Here is a 15,966-nt window from a genome sequence, read left to right as displayed (position 1 = left end):
AATATTTTTAGTCAATTTGAATAGTTGAAAAATTGAGCAACAGCTGCTCTCCTGCTTTTCCAGATTTCTCTGGATGAAATTGTACGCCAAAGAAATTATCTTTAGAAATTGCAGCCGAAAAAGGCTGTCCATAGACACATTTTGCCGCGGTATATGTCGCATCGAATTCGATAAAGTACGAGTGGACAAAATAAAAATAAGTCTGATCTTCAATATGTGCAAATAGAGGACTATTTGCTGGCACGGAAACACTATTCCAGCCCATATGTGGTACTTTACCCGACTTTTCGGCATCAAAATGTAACGTCTTCAAAGGAAATAGCTTTAACATTTCGGCATTTCCTTCTTCTGAAAAAGCCGTCAGTAATTGCATACCAACACAAATCCCCAATACAGGCTTTTTTAGCTTTTTGATATAAGGCACCAACCCTGATTCCTGTAGTTTTTCCATTGCTGCGCCAGCATGCCCCACTCCAGGAATGATGATACGATCGTATTGATCGATCTCATCTGCGGTATTGACCATACCATAGGTAAGCCCAACACGATCCAGTGCCGCTGTCAAAGAGAAAATATTCCCCGCACCGTAATTAATAATTCCTATCATCTTACAATACTCCTTTTGTACTTGGCAATTGCATATGGTCGGCATCGCGTTTTACTGCTTTCTTGATAGATTTAGCAAAAGCTTTGAAGATCGCTTCGATCTTATGGTGCTCATTGTCACCTTCAGCTTTAATGTTTAAATTCGATCGTGAAGCATCTGAAAACGACTTAAAGAAGTGGAAAAACATTTCCGTAGGCATATCGCCGATCTTCTCCCGTTTAAATTCCGCATTCCACACTATCCAGTTGCGGCCACCAAAATCCAATGCAACCTGAGCCAAACAATCATCCATTGGCAACGTATAGGAATAGCGCTCAATTCCACGTTTATCCCCTAAAGCCTTCAAAAAGACCTCACCCAGTGCGATACCCGTATCTTCGATGGTATGATGTTCGTCGATATGAAGATCACCTTTCGCCTTAATGGTCAAATCAAGTGCTCCATGTCTAGCCAATTGATCCAACATATGGTCGAAAAACGGTAACCCCGTTTCGATATCAGACTTACCCGAACCGTCCAAATTCAACTGAATAAAAATATCCGTTTCATTGGTTTTACGATGATGTTCGGCAGTGCGCGTACCCAATTTAAGGAATTCATACACCGTCTTCCAATCTGTTGTCTCTAAAGCTATAACAGTTGAATCTATCGCAAGGTTTTCCAAAGCACCTAATTGATCGTTAGCACGCAGCCAAATTGCCTTTGCACCGAGGTTTTGTGCTAATTTAACATCATTCACACGATCGCCGATGACGAAGGATTGGCTCAAATCGTATTTCGACGTATCAAAATAAGCTCCAAGCATACCAACTCCCGGTTTTCGGGTTTCCGCATTCTCGTGTGGAAAAGTTTTATCAATATGTTCCTCGGCAAACACTACTCCTTCTCCTGCAAACGTATCAATCACAAAATGATGGACTGGCCAGAAATTCTCCTCCGGATGGGAAGACGTTCCTAAACCATCTTGGTTGGAAACCAAGATCAATTCGAAATCCAGCTCCTTTGCGATACGTGGAAGATACTGCAAAGCACCAGGATAGAATTTTAATTTGGCAAAAGAATCGATTTGTTCGTCTTCAGGTTCCAAAATTAATGTTCCATCGCGGTCTATAAACAGTACACGTTTTAAGTTATCAGGCATAGTATTATTTATTGATTTGATTAAGTTTTTCTAACAATATTTGATTTTCGGCAGGCGTTCCAACAGTGATCCGTAGGCAGCCTTCACATAATTCGACTTTGGATCTATCTCTAACGATAATTCCATATTGAACTAGATAATCGTAAACTTCACGTGGCTGCTCCATCTTGACCAAAATAAAGTTGGCATCAGAAGGTGTAATATGCTGCACATAGTCCAGTTCAAGCAATTCACGCACGAGTTTCTCGCGCTCCGCCACCGTCTCCTTGATCCAGTCATTGACTTGATCAACCTGATCTAAGGCTTCCAATACAATATCTTGTGTAGCTTGGTTGATGTTGTATGGTGGTTTTATTTTATTGTAAACAGCTATAATCTCTTTACTGGCAAACGCCATGCCCAGGCGTAGGGCCGCAAGCCCCCAAGCTTTAGACAAAGTCTGCAATACCACTAGATTGGGGTATTCAGCCAGTTCTTGCGTAAATGACTTGACAGCAGAAAAATTAATATAAGCCTCATCGACAACAACAAGCCCCTGAAAATTATTCAAGATTGTTTCAATATCCTGACGACGGATTGAGTTTCCTGTTGGATTATTTGGAGAACAGATAAAAATCAGTTTAGTATGTGCGTCTATTGCATTGGCAATACCATCCAAATCCAGCTGGTAATCAGCAGTAAGGTTTACTTTTTTGAAAGCAACATCATTGATGTTCGCAGAAACTTCATACATGCCGTAGGTTGGCGGAACTAATATGACATTGTCAACACCAGGGGTACAAAATGCACGGTATAAAATATCAATAGCTTCATCACTTCCATTTCCCAAAAAGATATTCTCTGATGGTACACCTTTTATTTTAGAAAGTTTTGCTTTAACTTGATGTTGGAGAGGGTCTGGATATCGGTTGTAATCATGGTTTAAGGGGGATCCAAAAGGATTTTCATTGGCATCAATCAATATGGATGCCTCCCCTTTAAATTCATCTCTTGCGGATGAATAAGGTACGAGCTTCTTAATATTTTCCCGTAGTAGGTTGTTTAAGTTGAATGGATTATCCATTATAAAAAAATTAGAGCCGTAAACTTAGATAAATTGTTCATCATATGCAATATAATAAGCAATTATTCATAGGCGACTATTGGATCTTCAGTTGCATTTATCAGCTTGTTCTACCTGCTAGTTTGCTTGTATCTATTCGTTTTGGGGTCCTGATTACTTCTCCTTTATCGCTATTTTATTGGTCTTTACCCGTTAATCGCTAGGATATAAGAGAAAAATCAAAAAAACTAAACGGAAAACCATCTACCTTCCACAGAGAGTTCCGTATTTGGGAATACAGTTCTCGCTTCTTCCAATAGGGGATTTAAGTCTCTGTACCGAGCTGAATAATGACCTAATAGCAACTTCTTTGCGTGAGTTTCCTGGGCGATCTCTCCAGCTTCCAGCGCTGTTGTGTGAAAAGTCTCTTTTGCGCGATCGACCATATCGTGCAAGAAGGTAGACTCATGATACATCAGATTAGCCTTTTGCACATAAGGCAGATATTCTGGCGTCCGTACGGTATCCGAACAATACACATAACTGCGCGATAAGGGAGCAGGAAGGCTCAGGTCGTCTGCACGATATACTGTACCGCTTTCATCGACGTAATCAAATCCTTTTTTGATCATCGGAAAATAGGCAGTCGGTATATTTAATTCCTGCACGACATCGCCAAGCAATGTTCGCGCGCGGGGTCCCTCATCAAAACGAAAGCCGGTGCAGGCGATACGGTGCTTTAATGGAAAAGCACTTACTTTTAATGTTCTGTTTTCAAAAATAACACCAGGCTGTTCGGGTGAAATCGGATGAAAAATAAGATTATAGCGTAAGATAGTCTCGGAATGCAAAAACTGCACGTCTAAAATTTCCTTTAACGCAGGTGGGCCATACAAATGGAGATCACTTTTTCGGCCGACAAGGTGCATCGATGAAAGCAGCCCCACCAAGCCCAAATAATGATCCCCATGCAAATGGCTAATAAATATATGTCCTATGCGATTGCTTTTGATGCCATATCGGCTAAGTTGCATTTGTGTGCCTTCTCCACAGTCGATCAAAAACAATTGCTCATTAAAGTTCAACACTTGGCTAGTCGGATGACGATCAAACATCGGCGTTGCCGAGCTATTTCCTAATATCAGAACTTCAAATTTCATATTAATCCTCAATTGTCCCCCGATACTCAGATTCCAATTCGTGCGCAAAGATTAAATCCTCCGCAACCTTTAAAGATGGTGCTATTTTCAGCGATTTATCCAAATGCGATACACGAACCATATCCATTAACGTTGGACAAAGATTAACCAAAATAAATATGCCACCAACAGACTGACATAAACGATGGGCAAGCACGCCTAATCGAATACCTACCTCGTCCGTTTGCTTAACGTGGATCATATCCAAAACAATATTCCGTTGTCCAATCGTATTCCGCAACAAAAACTCCCCTTTGAGTTTAGCGGCGTTATCCGCGTCAATCACATCGACATGAGGTTCTATGACAATATAGCGATCGTGCTTATCAATGGTATACTTCATTAGTCTATCTCCTTTGTTTGAGGATACAATGTACTAATAATTTAGCGTTTTCAAGGCGTTTGCCACATTTCTTTCCACACGTTCCAGTACGTTTTCCTGATCCGGGTACACAAACTTCTCTCCGACGATATGTTCGTATAGCTCAATATAACGTTCAGAAATGGAAGCTACTATCTCATCGGTCATCTCCGGAACGACCTGACCGTCTTTCCCTTGGAAGCCGTTTTCAATTAACCATTTGCGAACAAACTCCTTCGACAATTGCTTTTGTGACTCACCTTTTTCCTGGCGTTCCTGATAGCCTTCTGCATAAAAATAACGGGAAGAATCTGGTGTATGAATCTCATCGATCAACACAATTTTTCCATCTTTTTTTCCAAACTCATATTTTGTATCCACCAAAATTAGCCCTCTTTGCGCAGCAATTTCAGTACCTCTTTGGAACAATGCTTTGGTATATTGCTCCAATTGAATATAATCTTCCTCGCTTACGATACCTTTTTTCAAGATATCGGCACGTGAGATATCTTCATCATGTCCAACAGCAGCCTTTGTTGTCGGTGTAATAATTGGCTCAGGCAATTTGTCATTTTCTTTCAGTCCTTCTGGCAATGCCTCACCACATACTTCACGTTTGCCTGCAGCATATTCACGCCAAGCGTGTCCCGACAAGTAACCCCGAATAACCATTTCTACTTTAAACGGCTCACACATTTGACCGATAGTTACACTTGGATCCGGAACAGATACGACCCAATTTGGAATAATATCAGCCGTAGCCTTTAAAAATTTGGCTGCAATTTGATTCAACACCTGCCCTTTATAGGGTATAGGACGTGGAAGTACCACATCAAATGCCGAAATACGATCTGAGGCAACCATCGCCAAATAAGTATCGGCAATCGTATACACGTCACGTACTTTTCCTCGGTAAAAAGCAGTCTGATTTTCAAAATTGAAATTTGTTTCTTTTATAGCATTCATGTTCAAAGTAAAATTCAAATGTAAGTAATTGTTCATTTATGACTGCGTTTAATAGCATTCATAAATGCAGCGCATTTATTTAAGAGCTCGCTCGGCTCGATTTGTCTTTTAATATTAAATATCACCATACGCTTCGAGGATGCGGCGAACCAATTTATGGCGAACCACATCTCCACCGCTGAGGTGGATAATGTCTATTCCTTCGATATTCTCCAATAAACGAATCGAAGTAGACAATCCAGATTGATTTTTTTTCGGTAAATCTACCTGTGTCATATCACCTGTAACGATAAATTTTGCCGTCGGCCCCATACGTGTCAAAAACATCTTCAGCTGCATATCCGTTGCATTCTGAGCTTCGTCCAGAATCACAAAGCAGTTGTCAAGTGTTCGCCCACGCATAAATGCTAAAGGAGCGACCTCAATGGTCCGATTTTCCAGATAACCTTTTAGCTTCTCTGCTGGAATCATATCGTCCAATGCATCGTAGAGCGGTCTCAAATAGGGATCTACCTTCTCCTTTAAGTCGCCAGGTAAAAAACCGAGATTTTCTCCGGCCTCTACGGCTGGTCTCGTTAGAATGATCCTTTTGATTTCTTTATTTCGAAGTGCCCGAACAGCTAATGCAACCGCCGTATAGGTCTTTCCTGTACCCGCCGGTCCGATAGCAAATAAGATGTCATTTTTCGAAATACTATCCACCATCTTCCGCTGGTTGGCCGTACGTGCACGTACAATAAGACCATTAGGTCCATACACGATCGGTTCAGATCCAAAGGCTGCATGTTTGGCCGCAAGTTCTTTTTCTTGTTGGACAGCAGAACCTGCACTTGCTCCAAGGAGATTTTCAAAATCCAATAAGGTAATGTTGTTAAATTTCTCCAGATGAGCCATGACTTCCTTAAACGATTGCTCAAACAGATCTAATTCCTTCGCGTCTCCCAACACCTTCATTTCACTTCCGCGAGCTACAATCCGCAGTTTTGGGAATTGCTTCTTCAAATAATCGAAGTGCTCATTGTCTGCTCCCCATAATATGGGCAAATTCAGACCATCTAATGCAATTAGTAATTCGTTCAAATTTTATCCTATTTAGAATTAATTAGATTGTAGCCATTACACAATATCGTTCCTGTATAATACTATTCAAAATTAACGTATTCTAACGAAACAACCAAGAAGATACAGCGTACAAACGATGATGATTTAGAAGCTTATGGAGACAGCCCACAAAGGGGCACAAAGATTTCATTATACATAAAATCTTCGCTATGTTTGTGTATATCAATCGAAAAAAGACAGATTCAAAATAAGTTATCCAATTAGCTTTATAAATCATCTGATAAATAGTAATTTTGTCCACTATTTAGATAAATTTAAGGGTATATTTAAGGGAATTCGACAGCAATTCGATCTAGGATTTAGATTATAATGGCAGTAATTACATTAACAACAGACTTAGGACACAAAGATTTTTATCAAGCCGCGTTAAAAGGTAGTCTTTTATCGCAGTTGTCCGATGCCAATATTGTTGATATTACCCACGAAATTCCAGCATTCAATATCCCTCGGGCGGCCTTTGTATTAGGTAACGCTTATCATTATTTTCCTAAAGGAACCGTACACATTATCGGAATTAACACCCTGTTTCATGAAGAGTCGAAATATATCGGCATGAAATACAACGATCATTATTTCGTCGGTGCCGACAATGGTATTTTCAGTCTATTGCTGAATGGCAATGAACCACAGGAACTCTATGAGCTCAACTTGATGCAAGACCTTCGGTATCTTCACTTTCCGCTCGCAGATATCCTTTCTAAATCCGCCTGTCATATTGCCAAGGGAGGCAAACTGAAAGAAATCGGAACTTCAATGCAACAGCTCATCGAAAAAGTAACTTTGCAGCCTATCTTTGATAAAGACATGATCCGAGGCAACGTCATTTATGTGGATGCTTTCGGCAATGCCATTACCAATATCTCGAAAGATCTATTCAATAAAGTTCAAAAAGGACGTCATTTTGTCCTTTATTTCAAACGCAATGAAACCATTACCAACCTTTCCTGGCATTACAACGAAGTAGGAGAAGGCGAGAAACTTTGTTTATTTGGTATTTCCAACTACCTTGAAATCGCCATCAATAAAGGTAATGCAAGCCAGCTACTCGGACTTCACGATGACGATTCCAATGTAATTCGTATAGAATTTAAAGATTAATTTCATAAATTCATCTGTAATGCTTTCGCTCCATTTTTTTACCTTGGTCAAACTGATCATAGGGCTAAAATTGTAGATGTAGCTTTATGGCAAAATAAAATTTTACCATGAACGTTAGTTTAAACTAAACATTTGATAAATAGATCGTCCAAGTACATGATGAAATTCTTAAGATTCCTACTTCCAATCACCGTTCTTTTTTGCTTCTTTGAACAGGCCAAATCGCAAAACAACCCAGACTCCAGCTCTTTTGAGGTACAACGAAGCCGTGTAAATGACCTACTCGATGCCCGTCAACAGAAATTCGGGGCTTATGACACGAGCCTTAAACAAAAAACAGGACTTTTTGGTCTTTTCAAATCAAAAGGTGACATGCAAAAGAGCATCGATATCCTTAAAGATATCGTCATCACAGATAACAACATTTTCCTGGAAACCCAAAAACTATTGAAAATCAAAGATTTTGAAAAAGATAAATACCAACAATTGGCAACAGATTACGACAAGCAGGTCTCAGCCTATATAGGTACCATAAGTAAACTTCAAAAAGAAAACGAAAAGCTGCGGGCACAGGGAGAGAATACGTCCGGAAATCTACCGCTAAGCAACATCCTCCTCTATATCGCTTTACTTGTTATCGCCGTATTAGGATATTTACTCTATAAATTTAAAGCGCAACAAACAGCTTCAAAACAACAAAATTCAGGATAAAACGCCACAGCAATAGACATCTGCACAACGACAAACCACTTAAAACTGCTGTTTAAATCAGAAAAAGTACGATTCTACTTAAAAATTGACTAAAGTATGATAGCAAAATATTTTTAATCTCTTTACATTTGTCCTCGCAACAAAATTTGAAGTAGCGGATATGGCAAGAGGATTCAACAGCGGTAATAAACAAGAAGAAGATCTACCAAAACCAAAATTGAATAAGGAGCTCCTATTGAGAGCATCTAAATTGATGACCTATTTAAAACCTTATCGGTTTAAATTTGGGGTCGGCATGTTTTTCTTGGTATTATCCAGTTTGGCCATGCTCGCCTTTCCGGCTTTGCTTGGTGCCATGATTGATGCTGCGCAAGGCAAGCAAACTTATCCATGGCTTGCACCACATGTTTATTATATTGGTGGAATTGCCTTTATTATTCTGTCTTTTCTATCAGTCGTCTCTTTTTTTCGTATACGCATTTTTGTTGAAATTGCAGAACGTACGCTATCCGCATTACGCAAGGACACCTACCTCAAACTCATTTCATTACCAATCGAATTTTTCGCCAATCGTCGTGTCGGGGAATTAAACAGCCGCTTGTCTGCAGACCTTTCACAGATTCAGGATACGTTAACAACAACATTGGCTGAAATCTTAAGACAGTTGATTAGTCTCTGTTTCGGTGTATTCCTTTTGGTTTGGGTATCCCCCAAACTTGCGCTCATGAACCTTTGTATATTACCGATCATTGTTGTGGCTGCTATTATTTTCGGAAAATTCATCCGCGAATTGTCCAGACAAGCACAGGATAAAATGGCCGAGTCAAATAGTATTGTCCAGGAAACATTGTTGGGGATAAGCAATGTAAAAGCCTTTGTGAATGAATATTTCGAATTCAACCGTTACAGTAATCAGATGGATTCGGTCGTGAAATTAGCGGTCAAAGGAGCTACCTTCCGAGGTGCTTTTGCCTCTTTTATTATCTTCTGTATTTTCGGAGCTGTGATCGCTGTCATCTGGTATGGAGCGGCATTAGTTTCTATCCATGAAATGACAGTAGGCGACCTAACGACCTATATTCTATATTCGATGTTTGTGGCAGGCTCTATGGGCAGTTTTCCTGAGCTATATGCCAATATCCAACGCTCTTTGGGAGCGAGTGAACGGATTTTGGAAATTTTGGATGAGCCACAAGAAAACCTTAATGTGAAGCCAACTTGCAAGGAAGTCCACAAAACCATGACCGGTAAACTAAGCTTCAATCATGTTTCCTTTGCCTACCCAAGCCGTCCCGATATTGAAATCCTGAAAGACATCAACTTTACAGCCAATGCGGGTGATAAAATCGCTATAGTTGGCCCAAGTGGAACTGGAAAATCAACAATAGCTTCATTGATTCTACAATTCTACACAGCAAAAAAAGGGGAAGTTTGTTACGACGACAGACCGGCATCCGATTTTGAGCTTTGTGATATCCGCAACCAGGTCGCTATCGTACCACAGGATGTTTTGTTATTTGGCGGGACAATCCGTGAAAATATAGCTTATGGTAAGCTCGAGGCTAAAGAGGATGAAATTATAGCAGCTGCGAGACGTGCCAACGCGCATCAATTTATTTTAAATTTCCCTGAAGGCTATGACACCATTGTTGGTGAACGTGGCGTTAAACTCTCCGGTGGTCAGCGCCAGCGCATCGCCATTGCCCGTGCACTTTTAAAAGACCCGGCAATTCTTATTCTGGACGAAGCCACCTCTTCCTTAGACTCAGAGTCAGAAAGACAGGTACAGGAGGCATTGGAGGAATTAATGCGTGGACGCACCTCGATCATTATTGCACACCGACTATCGACCATTGTTGATGCCGATAAAATTATCGTTGTCGAAAATGGAATCGTATCTGAAAGCGGTACTCACTTTGAACTGCTCCAAAAAGAAAGCGGTCTCTATCAGCATCTGTATAATCTGCAGTCAAAGCAGCAGAAAATTGATATGTAAAATTTTGTTAATTATTGATTCTTTTTAAACAAATTCACCCTGTGATTGTTCATTTGGTATCATACTTGATTATCATTTGAATATATAACAAAATAGAAGAATTATGAAAAATAGCAAAAATGGATTAGTGGCATTTGCTTTGGTAGGATTAGCTGCGGGAGCTGCTGCATGGTATCTTTTAGGAACTGATGATGGAAAAAAACAATTAGATCGTGCAAATGATGGCATTAAAAGCTTAACTAAGTCATTGAAAGATCTTTCAAAAAAAGAAGCTAAAAAGGCACAAAAACTAGCTAACAGAGCTTCGGCCGAACTAGACCATTTGAAATCAAAGGCACAAGCAGCGTTCAGCAGAGCTTCAGATGATGCAGATGCACTGAAAAACAAAGCAAAAGAAGCCGGCAGAGAAGCTTTGGACCACGCCAATAATGCCGCTCAAAATTTGGCAAGCAAAATCGACAATACAACTGATGCTGCAAAGTCCAAAATTTCTAACGCATAAGTAGAAAAATAGGTCAAAATACATTTGTATCTTTGCTGCATATGACTTTGCTGCAACAGGTAAAAACTTTAATTCTTAAAGACATCATTCTGGAATGGCGTTCAAAATATGCTATTAACGGAATTCTACTATATGTCGTATCAACTGTTTTCGTCTGCTATCAAGCGTTCAAATCAGTTGATACGGCTACTTGGAATGCATTATTCTGGATCATTATGCTCTTCGCTTCGATCAATGCAATCAACAAAAGCTTCGTCCAAGAAAACCCAAACCGGCAACTTTACTATTATTCACTGGTCGATCCCAGAGCAATCATTTTAGCGAAAGTCATTTACAATATGATGATGATGACTCTGCTGGCGGTCATTGCCTATTTTGTCTATTCGACGATATTCAGAAACCCTGTCGGTGATCCAACCCTTTACTTCATTTCGGTCATCTTAGGCAGCATAAGTTTTGCGACTGTTTTTACCATGATCTCGGGGATCAGCTCCAAAGCAGGCAACAATAGCACCCTAATGGCCATCTTGAGTTTCCCCGCCATTATCCCGCTGTTAATCGTATTAATCAAGCTGTCTCGCAATGCAATAGAAGGCCTGGAAAGGGCTTCCAGCAGCAAAGAAATAATCGTATTACTTGCAATTAATGTAATCACCGTCACTATTTCTTTGTTGTTATTTCCGTACCTTTGGCGAGATTAAGTGTCAGAATTGAGAACAAACTAAATTCAATTTATCCATGAGAAAAAAATGGTGGAAAATATTAGCGGTAATGATTATCTGTGCGGTCATTATCAATGGTCTTTTAGGACCTGTTCCCCGCCTATTCATCCTTCACGAAAGCATACGAAATGTTTATTTTCATGTCCCAATGTGGTCTGCCATGTTCGTTATGTACTTGGTTTCCGTTATTTACAGTATTAAATACCTCAATACGGGCAAACAGGAGTATGACTTAATGGCCATTGAAGCTGTCAATACCGGAATAACATTTTGTTTTCTGGGGCTTGCGACAGGCATGCTTTGGGCAAACATCACCTGGGGAGAACCCTGGCCAAACGATCCGAAGCTTAATGGCTCTGCAATAGCAACACTTATGTATCTGGCCTATTTGGTACTCCGTAATGCGCTGGAAGAAGAGCAAAAAAGAGCAAAAATATCCGCTGTGTACAATATCTTTGCATTCCCAATTATCATCGTGCTACTTTATATTCTACCGAAGATGACAGACTCTCTTCACCCCGGAAGTGGTGGAAACGCTGCCTTTGGCGATTTAAAAATGAGTAGCGAGCTACGTCCTACATTTTATGCAGCGATGATTGGCTGGCCAATGATTGCAGCTTGGATCTGTTCACTCCGCTATAGAGTACGTTTGCTCGAAAAGAAAGATTTGAACGCATAGAATTGAACGGCTAATACAATCCTTTATTTCTATCATAGAGAAATCGGATAAAGCCCAATCAATAAAAAAACAGGATATTACATAAATCAAATAGCGTGTATCGAATCATGTATAACAATGAAAACGACACGAATAATATTTTAAACAAATGAAAAAAATAACATTGTCAATCGCCTTACTACTCTTATCGACTTTGAGCACATTTGCACAAGATGATGTCGAGATGGCGACTGGATTGCGTAGCGAAGGTAAAATCTACGTTGTTGTATTGGTCATGTTGGTCATTTTTTTAGGTTTGGCTTTCTTCCTTTTCTTGCTCGATCGCCGTATCAGCAAATTGGAAAAAAAGAATAAATAGCATTTTATTGATCGCATACAATGATTATAAGTCAGTTTAGAAATTATTCACCCATCAATATTTTATTTCTATCCTTCGTGGGTTTTGTTTTATGTTTAGGCATATTTCTTCACCTTCCGGACAAACTTGATTCTGTAATCTTTGAACCTGCCTTGGGGAATCTTTTGGGAGAAAATAACTTAATCAACCTCTCTCCTTCGACCAATGTTTTTATCACACTGATCTTGACGATTTCTCAGGCAACGATACTCAATCGCATCACAAGCCATTTTAACCTGCTGGGAAAACCCAGTTTCTTGGTTGCTTTAATGTACATGACATTGGCCAGCCTGTTTTTACCATTTTTGGTATTGTCCCCGACCCTGATCTGTAATTTTATTTCGATATGGATGTTAAGCAAGTTGCTCTCCCTCTATCGGCAGACAGATGTTAAAGCCGAAATGTTTGATCTCGGTATGATTGTAGGTATAGGAAGTCTGATCTACTTCCCGTTTCTGAGTATGTTCTTCCTATTGTGGATAGGCCTACTCATTTTTAGACCCTTCAATTGGCGTGAGTGGATCACCCCTTTACTTGGCCTGGCAACAGTCTATTTCATCTTAGCGGTTATCTATCTATGGATGGGTAAAATGCAGCAGTTTTATACCATTTGGTTGCCGTTTACCTACAAATTTCCTACTGCTATCCGCATTCAATTAGTCGATTATTTGGTACTCGTCCCGGTAATCTTTACGTTAATACTCTTCCTTTTGGTATTGAAAGACAATTTTTTCAAAAGTGTCGTGCATATTCGCAAGTCATTTCAACTGTTGTTTTTTATGTTATGCCTAGCGATCGTCTCTTTTTATTGGAATAAAAAACTAACGGAGGCTCATTTTTTACTTTGTGCCCCTTCTATCGCTATTTATATGGCTTATTATTTCACCTATGCCAAAAAGAAATGGTTTTTTGAAGTCGTATACGCCATCATAACACTTACCATAATCTACTTTCAGTTTTTCTAAACTACTGTACAATAAGCGTTTAACCTTTTTTAACAAAATCGGCTTAACAAGCTCGCAAAAATTGAATAGTTTTGTATGCGATTAAAAGCAAAGAACATTTAATATAAGAGTCAGATAACTCGAAAATTTCACTAAAACTAAATAAACATTAGTTTCTCAATTTTATAGATTGACCATGCAGAAACGCTTTACAAGCTCTCTAAGAAATAAATCACTCCAACTGTTGTTAGCAGGTGGAATTTTAGCTAGTTCTACTACCGCATTTGCACAAAAAACGACATCCGCATCACCTTATTCTCAATTTGGACTTGGTCAGATGCGTGAAGATTTATTGCCACAATATAGAGGGATGGGAGGTGTCAATACCGCTATCCGGAGAATCAATGGCGTATACAATACCAACCCAAGCAACCCTGCATCTTATTCCGCAACACAGTTTACAACCTTTGATGCTGGTTTATACGGGAATTACACGCAGTTAAATTCGACGACCAGATCCGATAATACTGCTGACTTTGCCTTTAGCCACATCACGATGACTTTCCCAATGAAACGATTTGGTGGTATCAGCTTGGGTATCCTTCCCTACTCGGATATAGGCTATCGGACATCTTCATCTGGAACAGTCAATTCTGATCCCTATACGAAAGTATTCACGGGCGAAGGTGGTTTAACTAAAGCCTATGCAGGTTGGGGTGTACGCATTGTAAAAGGTCTGAGTATTGGTGCCAATATGTCTTATCTATTTGGAACCTTAAATGATTATAGCCGCGTGGAGTTTTTGCCTACATCCGGAGCATTAAATACACAACAACAAAATAAGCGCGAAATCCAAGGAATTATCTTTGATTATGGATTACAGTACGAACAACCTTTAAATAGAGAATATTCGTTGATCGTTGGTTATTCAGGATCGTTAAATAATGACATCAAAGAAAGAACAACAATTTTTAATACAAGAATTACACCTTCAACGGATCCAGACAATCAAAACATTCCTTTGGATAGTACCTATGTTTCTGGCCGTAGCAGCAGGCATTTGACGCTTCCGTTGAAACACAATGTAGGTATTACCCTTGCACGTAACAACCGGTGGTTGGTAGGGGCCGATTTTAAATATGCCGATTGGTCAAGATTTCAGACAAGAGCGGGTGAAAACGAACTACGGAAGAATTATGGCGTAGCCATTGGCGGTCAGATAACACCAGATGTTACTTCGCTCAAATATTTAAACCAAGTGGACTACAGAGTTGGTTTTAGGTATAATAAAACACAATATTTCTTAAGCGACCAAAATATCAACGATATGGCGGTTACTGTAGGCGTAGGTTTGCCATTGGCAAGAAATCAATTTTCAGGGGCCTTCTCTAAAATAAATTTCTCTGCAGAATTTGGCCAAATGGGTAAAATTAGCAATAGCCTCCTACGTGAACGTTATATTAACTTTAATATCGGCTTTACCCTAAATGACCGCTGGTTTAGAAAACCTCCTTTAGATTAATTAATACGATGGTACGCAAGGCATTTGCTTCATCCATATTCAAAAATATATCGCCCCTAGTAATATTATCTTTACTAGGGGCGCTCTCATTGACCTCTTGCGAACCAGATCTCAAAGAGGTGGATCGCCTTGCCAACATGAAAAAGGAAGAGGCGGTCGACATTTCACGTCATGTCGATATTATCTATAGCGATTCCACACGGGTAAAAGCGAATCTCACAGCGCCCGAAATGCGTATCAAACACGATAGCACCGAAGTATACGAATTTCCAAAAAGCATAAAAATCATCTTTTATGACGACAATTTAAAGGAAACTCAGCGAATCACTTCCGACCATGCTATTCGGCGGGAAAAAGAAAAGACGACCACCTTTACAAAAAATGTGGTGGTAACGATGGCTGACGGTTCTATCATCAAAACAGAAGAGATCATCTATGACGAAAGTAAAACCGATAGCAACAGCAACATGACCTTTTATAATCATGTTCCTATTACGGCATTCTTTCGAGATAATCGCGGCAACTTACAAGGTTCATCATTTACTTCGGACAAAGATTTTAAACATGTCAATATAGCCAATGCAACTGGGTATACGGTCATTACCAACAACAACCTCTTCCCTTCACTAGGTAAATAGCTCATCGTGGGCCATAAACCAGATTCCGGTTTGGTTTAAAAGCGGCTATGGATCTGATACAATGGTTCCAGACTGTTTATTTATACGATTAAGTTATTCAAAACGAATCATTTGAACTAAAAGAGAACAAAAAACTCCACTTTATACAAATAGTTTTCAAATTTGTTTTGCTACATTCAGGAAAATATTCCGTTTTTTTTTATAAAAATTGTATCTTGCACCGCATTTTGCTATGCTATGCATAAATTAACGAAATACAAGTATTTACACAATATAAACACAATAAGCAGACTATGGGATTAATGGGCTTTTTGCGTAA

17 protein-coding genes are annotated in these 15,966 nt (G+C 39.5%); 10 read left to right on the top strand and 7 right to left on the bottom strand.

Going from position 1 to position 15,966, the window contains the following annotated elements; genetic code table 11:
* Window positions 1-7: 7 nt before the first annotated feature.
* The 7 genes from hisH to ACHWSC_RS00055 form a co-directional block, all read right to left on the bottom strand.
* A complete protein-coding gene (gene hisH / locus ACHWSC_RS00085) occupies window positions 8-607 on the bottom strand; it encodes an imidazole glycerol phosphate synthase subunit HisH (protein ID WP_394675395.1) in 600 nt (199 codons plus the stop codon).
* 1 nt (window position 608) lies between these two features.
* Complete coding sequence (gene hisB, locus ACHWSC_RS00080) at window positions 609-1,748, bottom strand: bifunctional histidinol-phosphatase/imidazoleglycerol-phosphate dehydratase HisB (RefSeq protein WP_394675394.1); 1,140 nt, start codon at window positions 1,746-1,748, stop codon at window positions 609-611.
* 4 nt (window positions 1,749-1,752) lie between these two features.
* A complete protein-coding gene (gene hisC, locus ACHWSC_RS00075) occupies window positions 1,753-2,811 on the bottom strand; it encodes a histidinol-phosphate transaminase (protein ID WP_120333585.1) in 1,059 nt (352 codons plus the stop codon).
* A 227-nt stretch (window positions 2,812-3,038) separates the two neighbouring features.
* On the bottom strand, window positions 3,039-3,950 hold the full coding sequence (locus ACHWSC_RS00070; protein WP_394675393.1) for a ribonuclease Z: 912 nt from the start codon (window positions 3,948-3,950) through the stop codon (window positions 3,039-3,041).
* Window position 3,951: 1 nt separating this feature from the next.
* Window positions 3,952-4,332: an STAS domain-containing protein gene (locus tag ACHWSC_RS00065; RefSeq protein ID WP_075990983.1), complete on the bottom strand. Its 381-nt coding sequence runs from the start codon at window positions 4,330-4,332 to the stop codon at window positions 3,952-3,954.
* Window positions 4,333-4,365: 33 nt separating this feature from the next.
* Window positions 4,366-5,316 (bottom strand): phosphoribosylaminoimidazolesuccinocarboxamide synthase, encoded by a 951-nt coding sequence (locus ACHWSC_RS00060; protein ID WP_075994626.1) that lies wholly within the window; start codon window positions 5,314-5,316, stop codon window positions 4,366-4,368.
* Window positions 5,317-5,430: 114 nt separating this feature from the next.
* The gene (locus tag ACHWSC_RS00055) at window positions 5,431-6,396 is read right to left on the bottom strand and encodes a PhoH family protein (RefSeq protein WP_046672338.1); all 966 of its coding nucleotides are present in this window, start codon (window positions 6,394-6,396) and stop codon (window positions 5,431-5,433) included.
* A 351-nt stretch (window positions 6,397-6,747) separates the two neighbouring features.
* Here ACHWSC_RS00055 and ACHWSC_RS00050 point away from each other — a divergent pair, with 351 nt between their 5' ends.
* The 10 genes from ACHWSC_RS00050 to lptC all read left to right on the top strand — a co-directional run bounded on the left by ACHWSC_RS00050 (window position 6,748) and on the right by lptC (window position 15,647).
* Window positions 6,748-7,536 carry an S-adenosyl-l-methionine hydroxide adenosyltransferase family protein gene (locus ACHWSC_RS00050; protein ID WP_120333588.1) on the top strand — a complete coding sequence of 263 codons (789 nt, stop codon included), beginning with the start codon at window positions 6,748-6,750 and terminating at the stop codon, window positions 7,534-7,536.
* A gap of 156 nt (window positions 7,537-7,692) precedes the next feature.
* A complete protein-coding gene (locus ACHWSC_RS00045; RefSeq protein ID WP_394675392.1) occupies window positions 7,693-8,247 on the top strand; it encodes a hypothetical protein in 555 nt (184 codons plus the stop codon).
* Window positions 8,248-8,407: 160 nt separating this feature from the next.
* On the top strand, window positions 8,408-10,243 hold the full coding sequence (locus ACHWSC_RS00040) for an ABC transporter ATP-binding protein (RefSeq protein WP_394675391.1): 1,836 nt from the start codon (window positions 8,408-8,410) through the stop codon (window positions 10,241-10,243).
* Between the two features lie 103 nt (window positions 10,244-10,346).
* Window positions 10,347-10,745, top strand: a complete 399-nt coding sequence (locus ACHWSC_RS00035) for a hypothetical protein (RefSeq protein ID WP_075990980.1) — start codon at window positions 10,347-10,349, stop codon at window positions 10,743-10,745.
* 41 nt (window positions 10,746-10,786) lie between these two features.
* The gene (locus tag ACHWSC_RS00030; protein ID WP_394675390.1) at window positions 10,787-11,446 is read left to right on the top strand and encodes a heme exporter protein CcmB; all 660 of its coding nucleotides are present in this window, start codon (window positions 10,787-10,789) and stop codon (window positions 11,444-11,446) included.
* 37 nt (window positions 11,447-11,483) lie between these two features.
* Window positions 11,484-12,146 carry a cytochrome c biogenesis protein gene (gene ccsA, locus ACHWSC_RS00025; protein ID WP_046672333.1) on the top strand — a complete coding sequence of 221 codons (663 nt, stop codon included), beginning with the start codon at window positions 11,484-11,486 and terminating at the stop codon, window positions 12,144-12,146.
* 148 nt (window positions 12,147-12,294) lie between these two features.
* Window positions 12,295-12,504: a CcmD family protein gene (locus tag ACHWSC_RS00020; RefSeq protein WP_046672332.1), complete on the top strand. Its 210-nt coding sequence runs from the start codon at window positions 12,295-12,297 to the stop codon at window positions 12,502-12,504.
* A gap of 20 nt (window positions 12,505-12,524) precedes the next feature.
* Entirely contained in the window at window positions 12,525-13,508 is a 984-nt protein-coding gene (locus ACHWSC_RS00015; protein WP_394675389.1) for a DUF6427 family protein, read from the top strand.
* 175 nt (window positions 13,509-13,683) lie between these two features.
* The gene (locus ACHWSC_RS00010) at window positions 13,684-15,009 is read left to right on the top strand and encodes a hypothetical protein (RefSeq protein WP_075990976.1); all 1,326 of its coding nucleotides are present in this window, start codon (window positions 13,684-13,686) and stop codon (window positions 15,007-15,009) included.
* 8 nt (window positions 15,010-15,017) lie between these two features.
* On the top strand, window positions 15,018-15,647 hold the full coding sequence (lptC, locus tag ACHWSC_RS00005) for an LPS export ABC transporter periplasmic protein LptC (protein WP_394675388.1): 630 nt from the start codon (window positions 15,018-15,020) through the stop codon (window positions 15,645-15,647).
* Window positions 15,648-15,966: the final 319 nt, after the last annotated feature.

Source organism: uncultured Sphingobacterium sp., assembly GCF_964277905.1.
Taxonomy (GTDB): domain Bacteria; phylum Bacteroidota; class Bacteroidia; order Sphingobacteriales; family Sphingobacteriaceae; genus Sphingobacterium; species Sphingobacterium siyangense.
This window is presented reverse-complemented; position numbering and strand designations above follow the sequence as displayed.

Excerpts from the sequence above, each read along its gene's own strand:
- hisH (WP_394675395.1), bottom strand. The coding sequence starts at position 607 with ATGATAGGAATTATTAATTACGGTGCGGGGAATATTTTCTCTTTGACA.
- hisB (WP_394675394.1), bottom strand. The coding sequence starts at position 1,748 with ATGCCTGATAACTTAAAACGTGTACTGTTTATAGACCGCGATGGAACA.
- hisC (WP_120333585.1), bottom strand. The coding sequence starts at position 2,811 with ATGGATAATCCATTCAACTTAAACAACCTACTACGGGAAAATATTAAG.
- ACHWSC_RS00070 (WP_394675393.1), bottom strand. The coding sequence starts at position 3,950 with ATGAAATTTGAAGTTCTGATATTAGGAAATAGCTCGGCAACGCCGATG.
- ACHWSC_RS00065 (WP_075990983.1), bottom strand. The coding sequence starts at position 4,332 with ATGAAGTATACCATTGATAAGCACGATCGCTATATTGTCATAGAACCT.
- ACHWSC_RS00060 (WP_075994626.1), bottom strand. The coding sequence starts at position 5,316 with ATGAATGCTATAAAAGAAACAAATTTCAATTTTGAAAATCAGACTGCT.
- ACHWSC_RS00050 (WP_120333588.1), top strand. The coding sequence starts at position 6,748 with ATGGCAGTAATTACATTAACAACAGACTTAGGACACAAAGATTTTTAT.
- ACHWSC_RS00045 (WP_394675392.1), top strand. The coding sequence starts at position 7,693 with ATGATGAAATTCTTAAGATTCCTACTTCCAATCACCGTTCTTTTTTGC.
- ACHWSC_RS00040 (WP_394675391.1), top strand. The coding sequence starts at position 8,408 with ATGGCAAGAGGATTCAACAGCGGTAATAAACAAGAAGAAGATCTACCA.
- ACHWSC_RS00035 (WP_075990980.1), top strand. The coding sequence starts at position 10,347 with ATGAAAAATAGCAAAAATGGATTAGTGGCATTTGCTTTGGTAGGATTA.
- ACHWSC_RS00030 (WP_394675390.1), top strand. The coding sequence starts at position 10,787 with ATGACTTTGCTGCAACAGGTAAAAACTTTAATTCTTAAAGACATCATT.
- ccsA (WP_046672333.1), top strand. The coding sequence starts at position 11,484 with ATGAGAAAAAAATGGTGGAAAATATTAGCGGTAATGATTATCTGTGCG.
- ACHWSC_RS00020 (WP_046672332.1), top strand. The coding sequence starts at position 12,295 with ATGAAAAAAATAACATTGTCAATCGCCTTACTACTCTTATCGACTTTG.
- ACHWSC_RS00015 (WP_394675389.1), top strand. The coding sequence starts at position 12,525 with ATGATTATAAGTCAGTTTAGAAATTATTCACCCATCAATATTTTATTT.
- ACHWSC_RS00010 (WP_075990976.1), top strand. The coding sequence starts at position 13,684 with ATGCAGAAACGCTTTACAAGCTCTCTAAGAAATAAATCACTCCAACTG.
- lptC (WP_394675388.1), top strand. The coding sequence starts at position 15,018 with ATGGTACGCAAGGCATTTGCTTCATCCATATTCAAAAATATATCGCCC.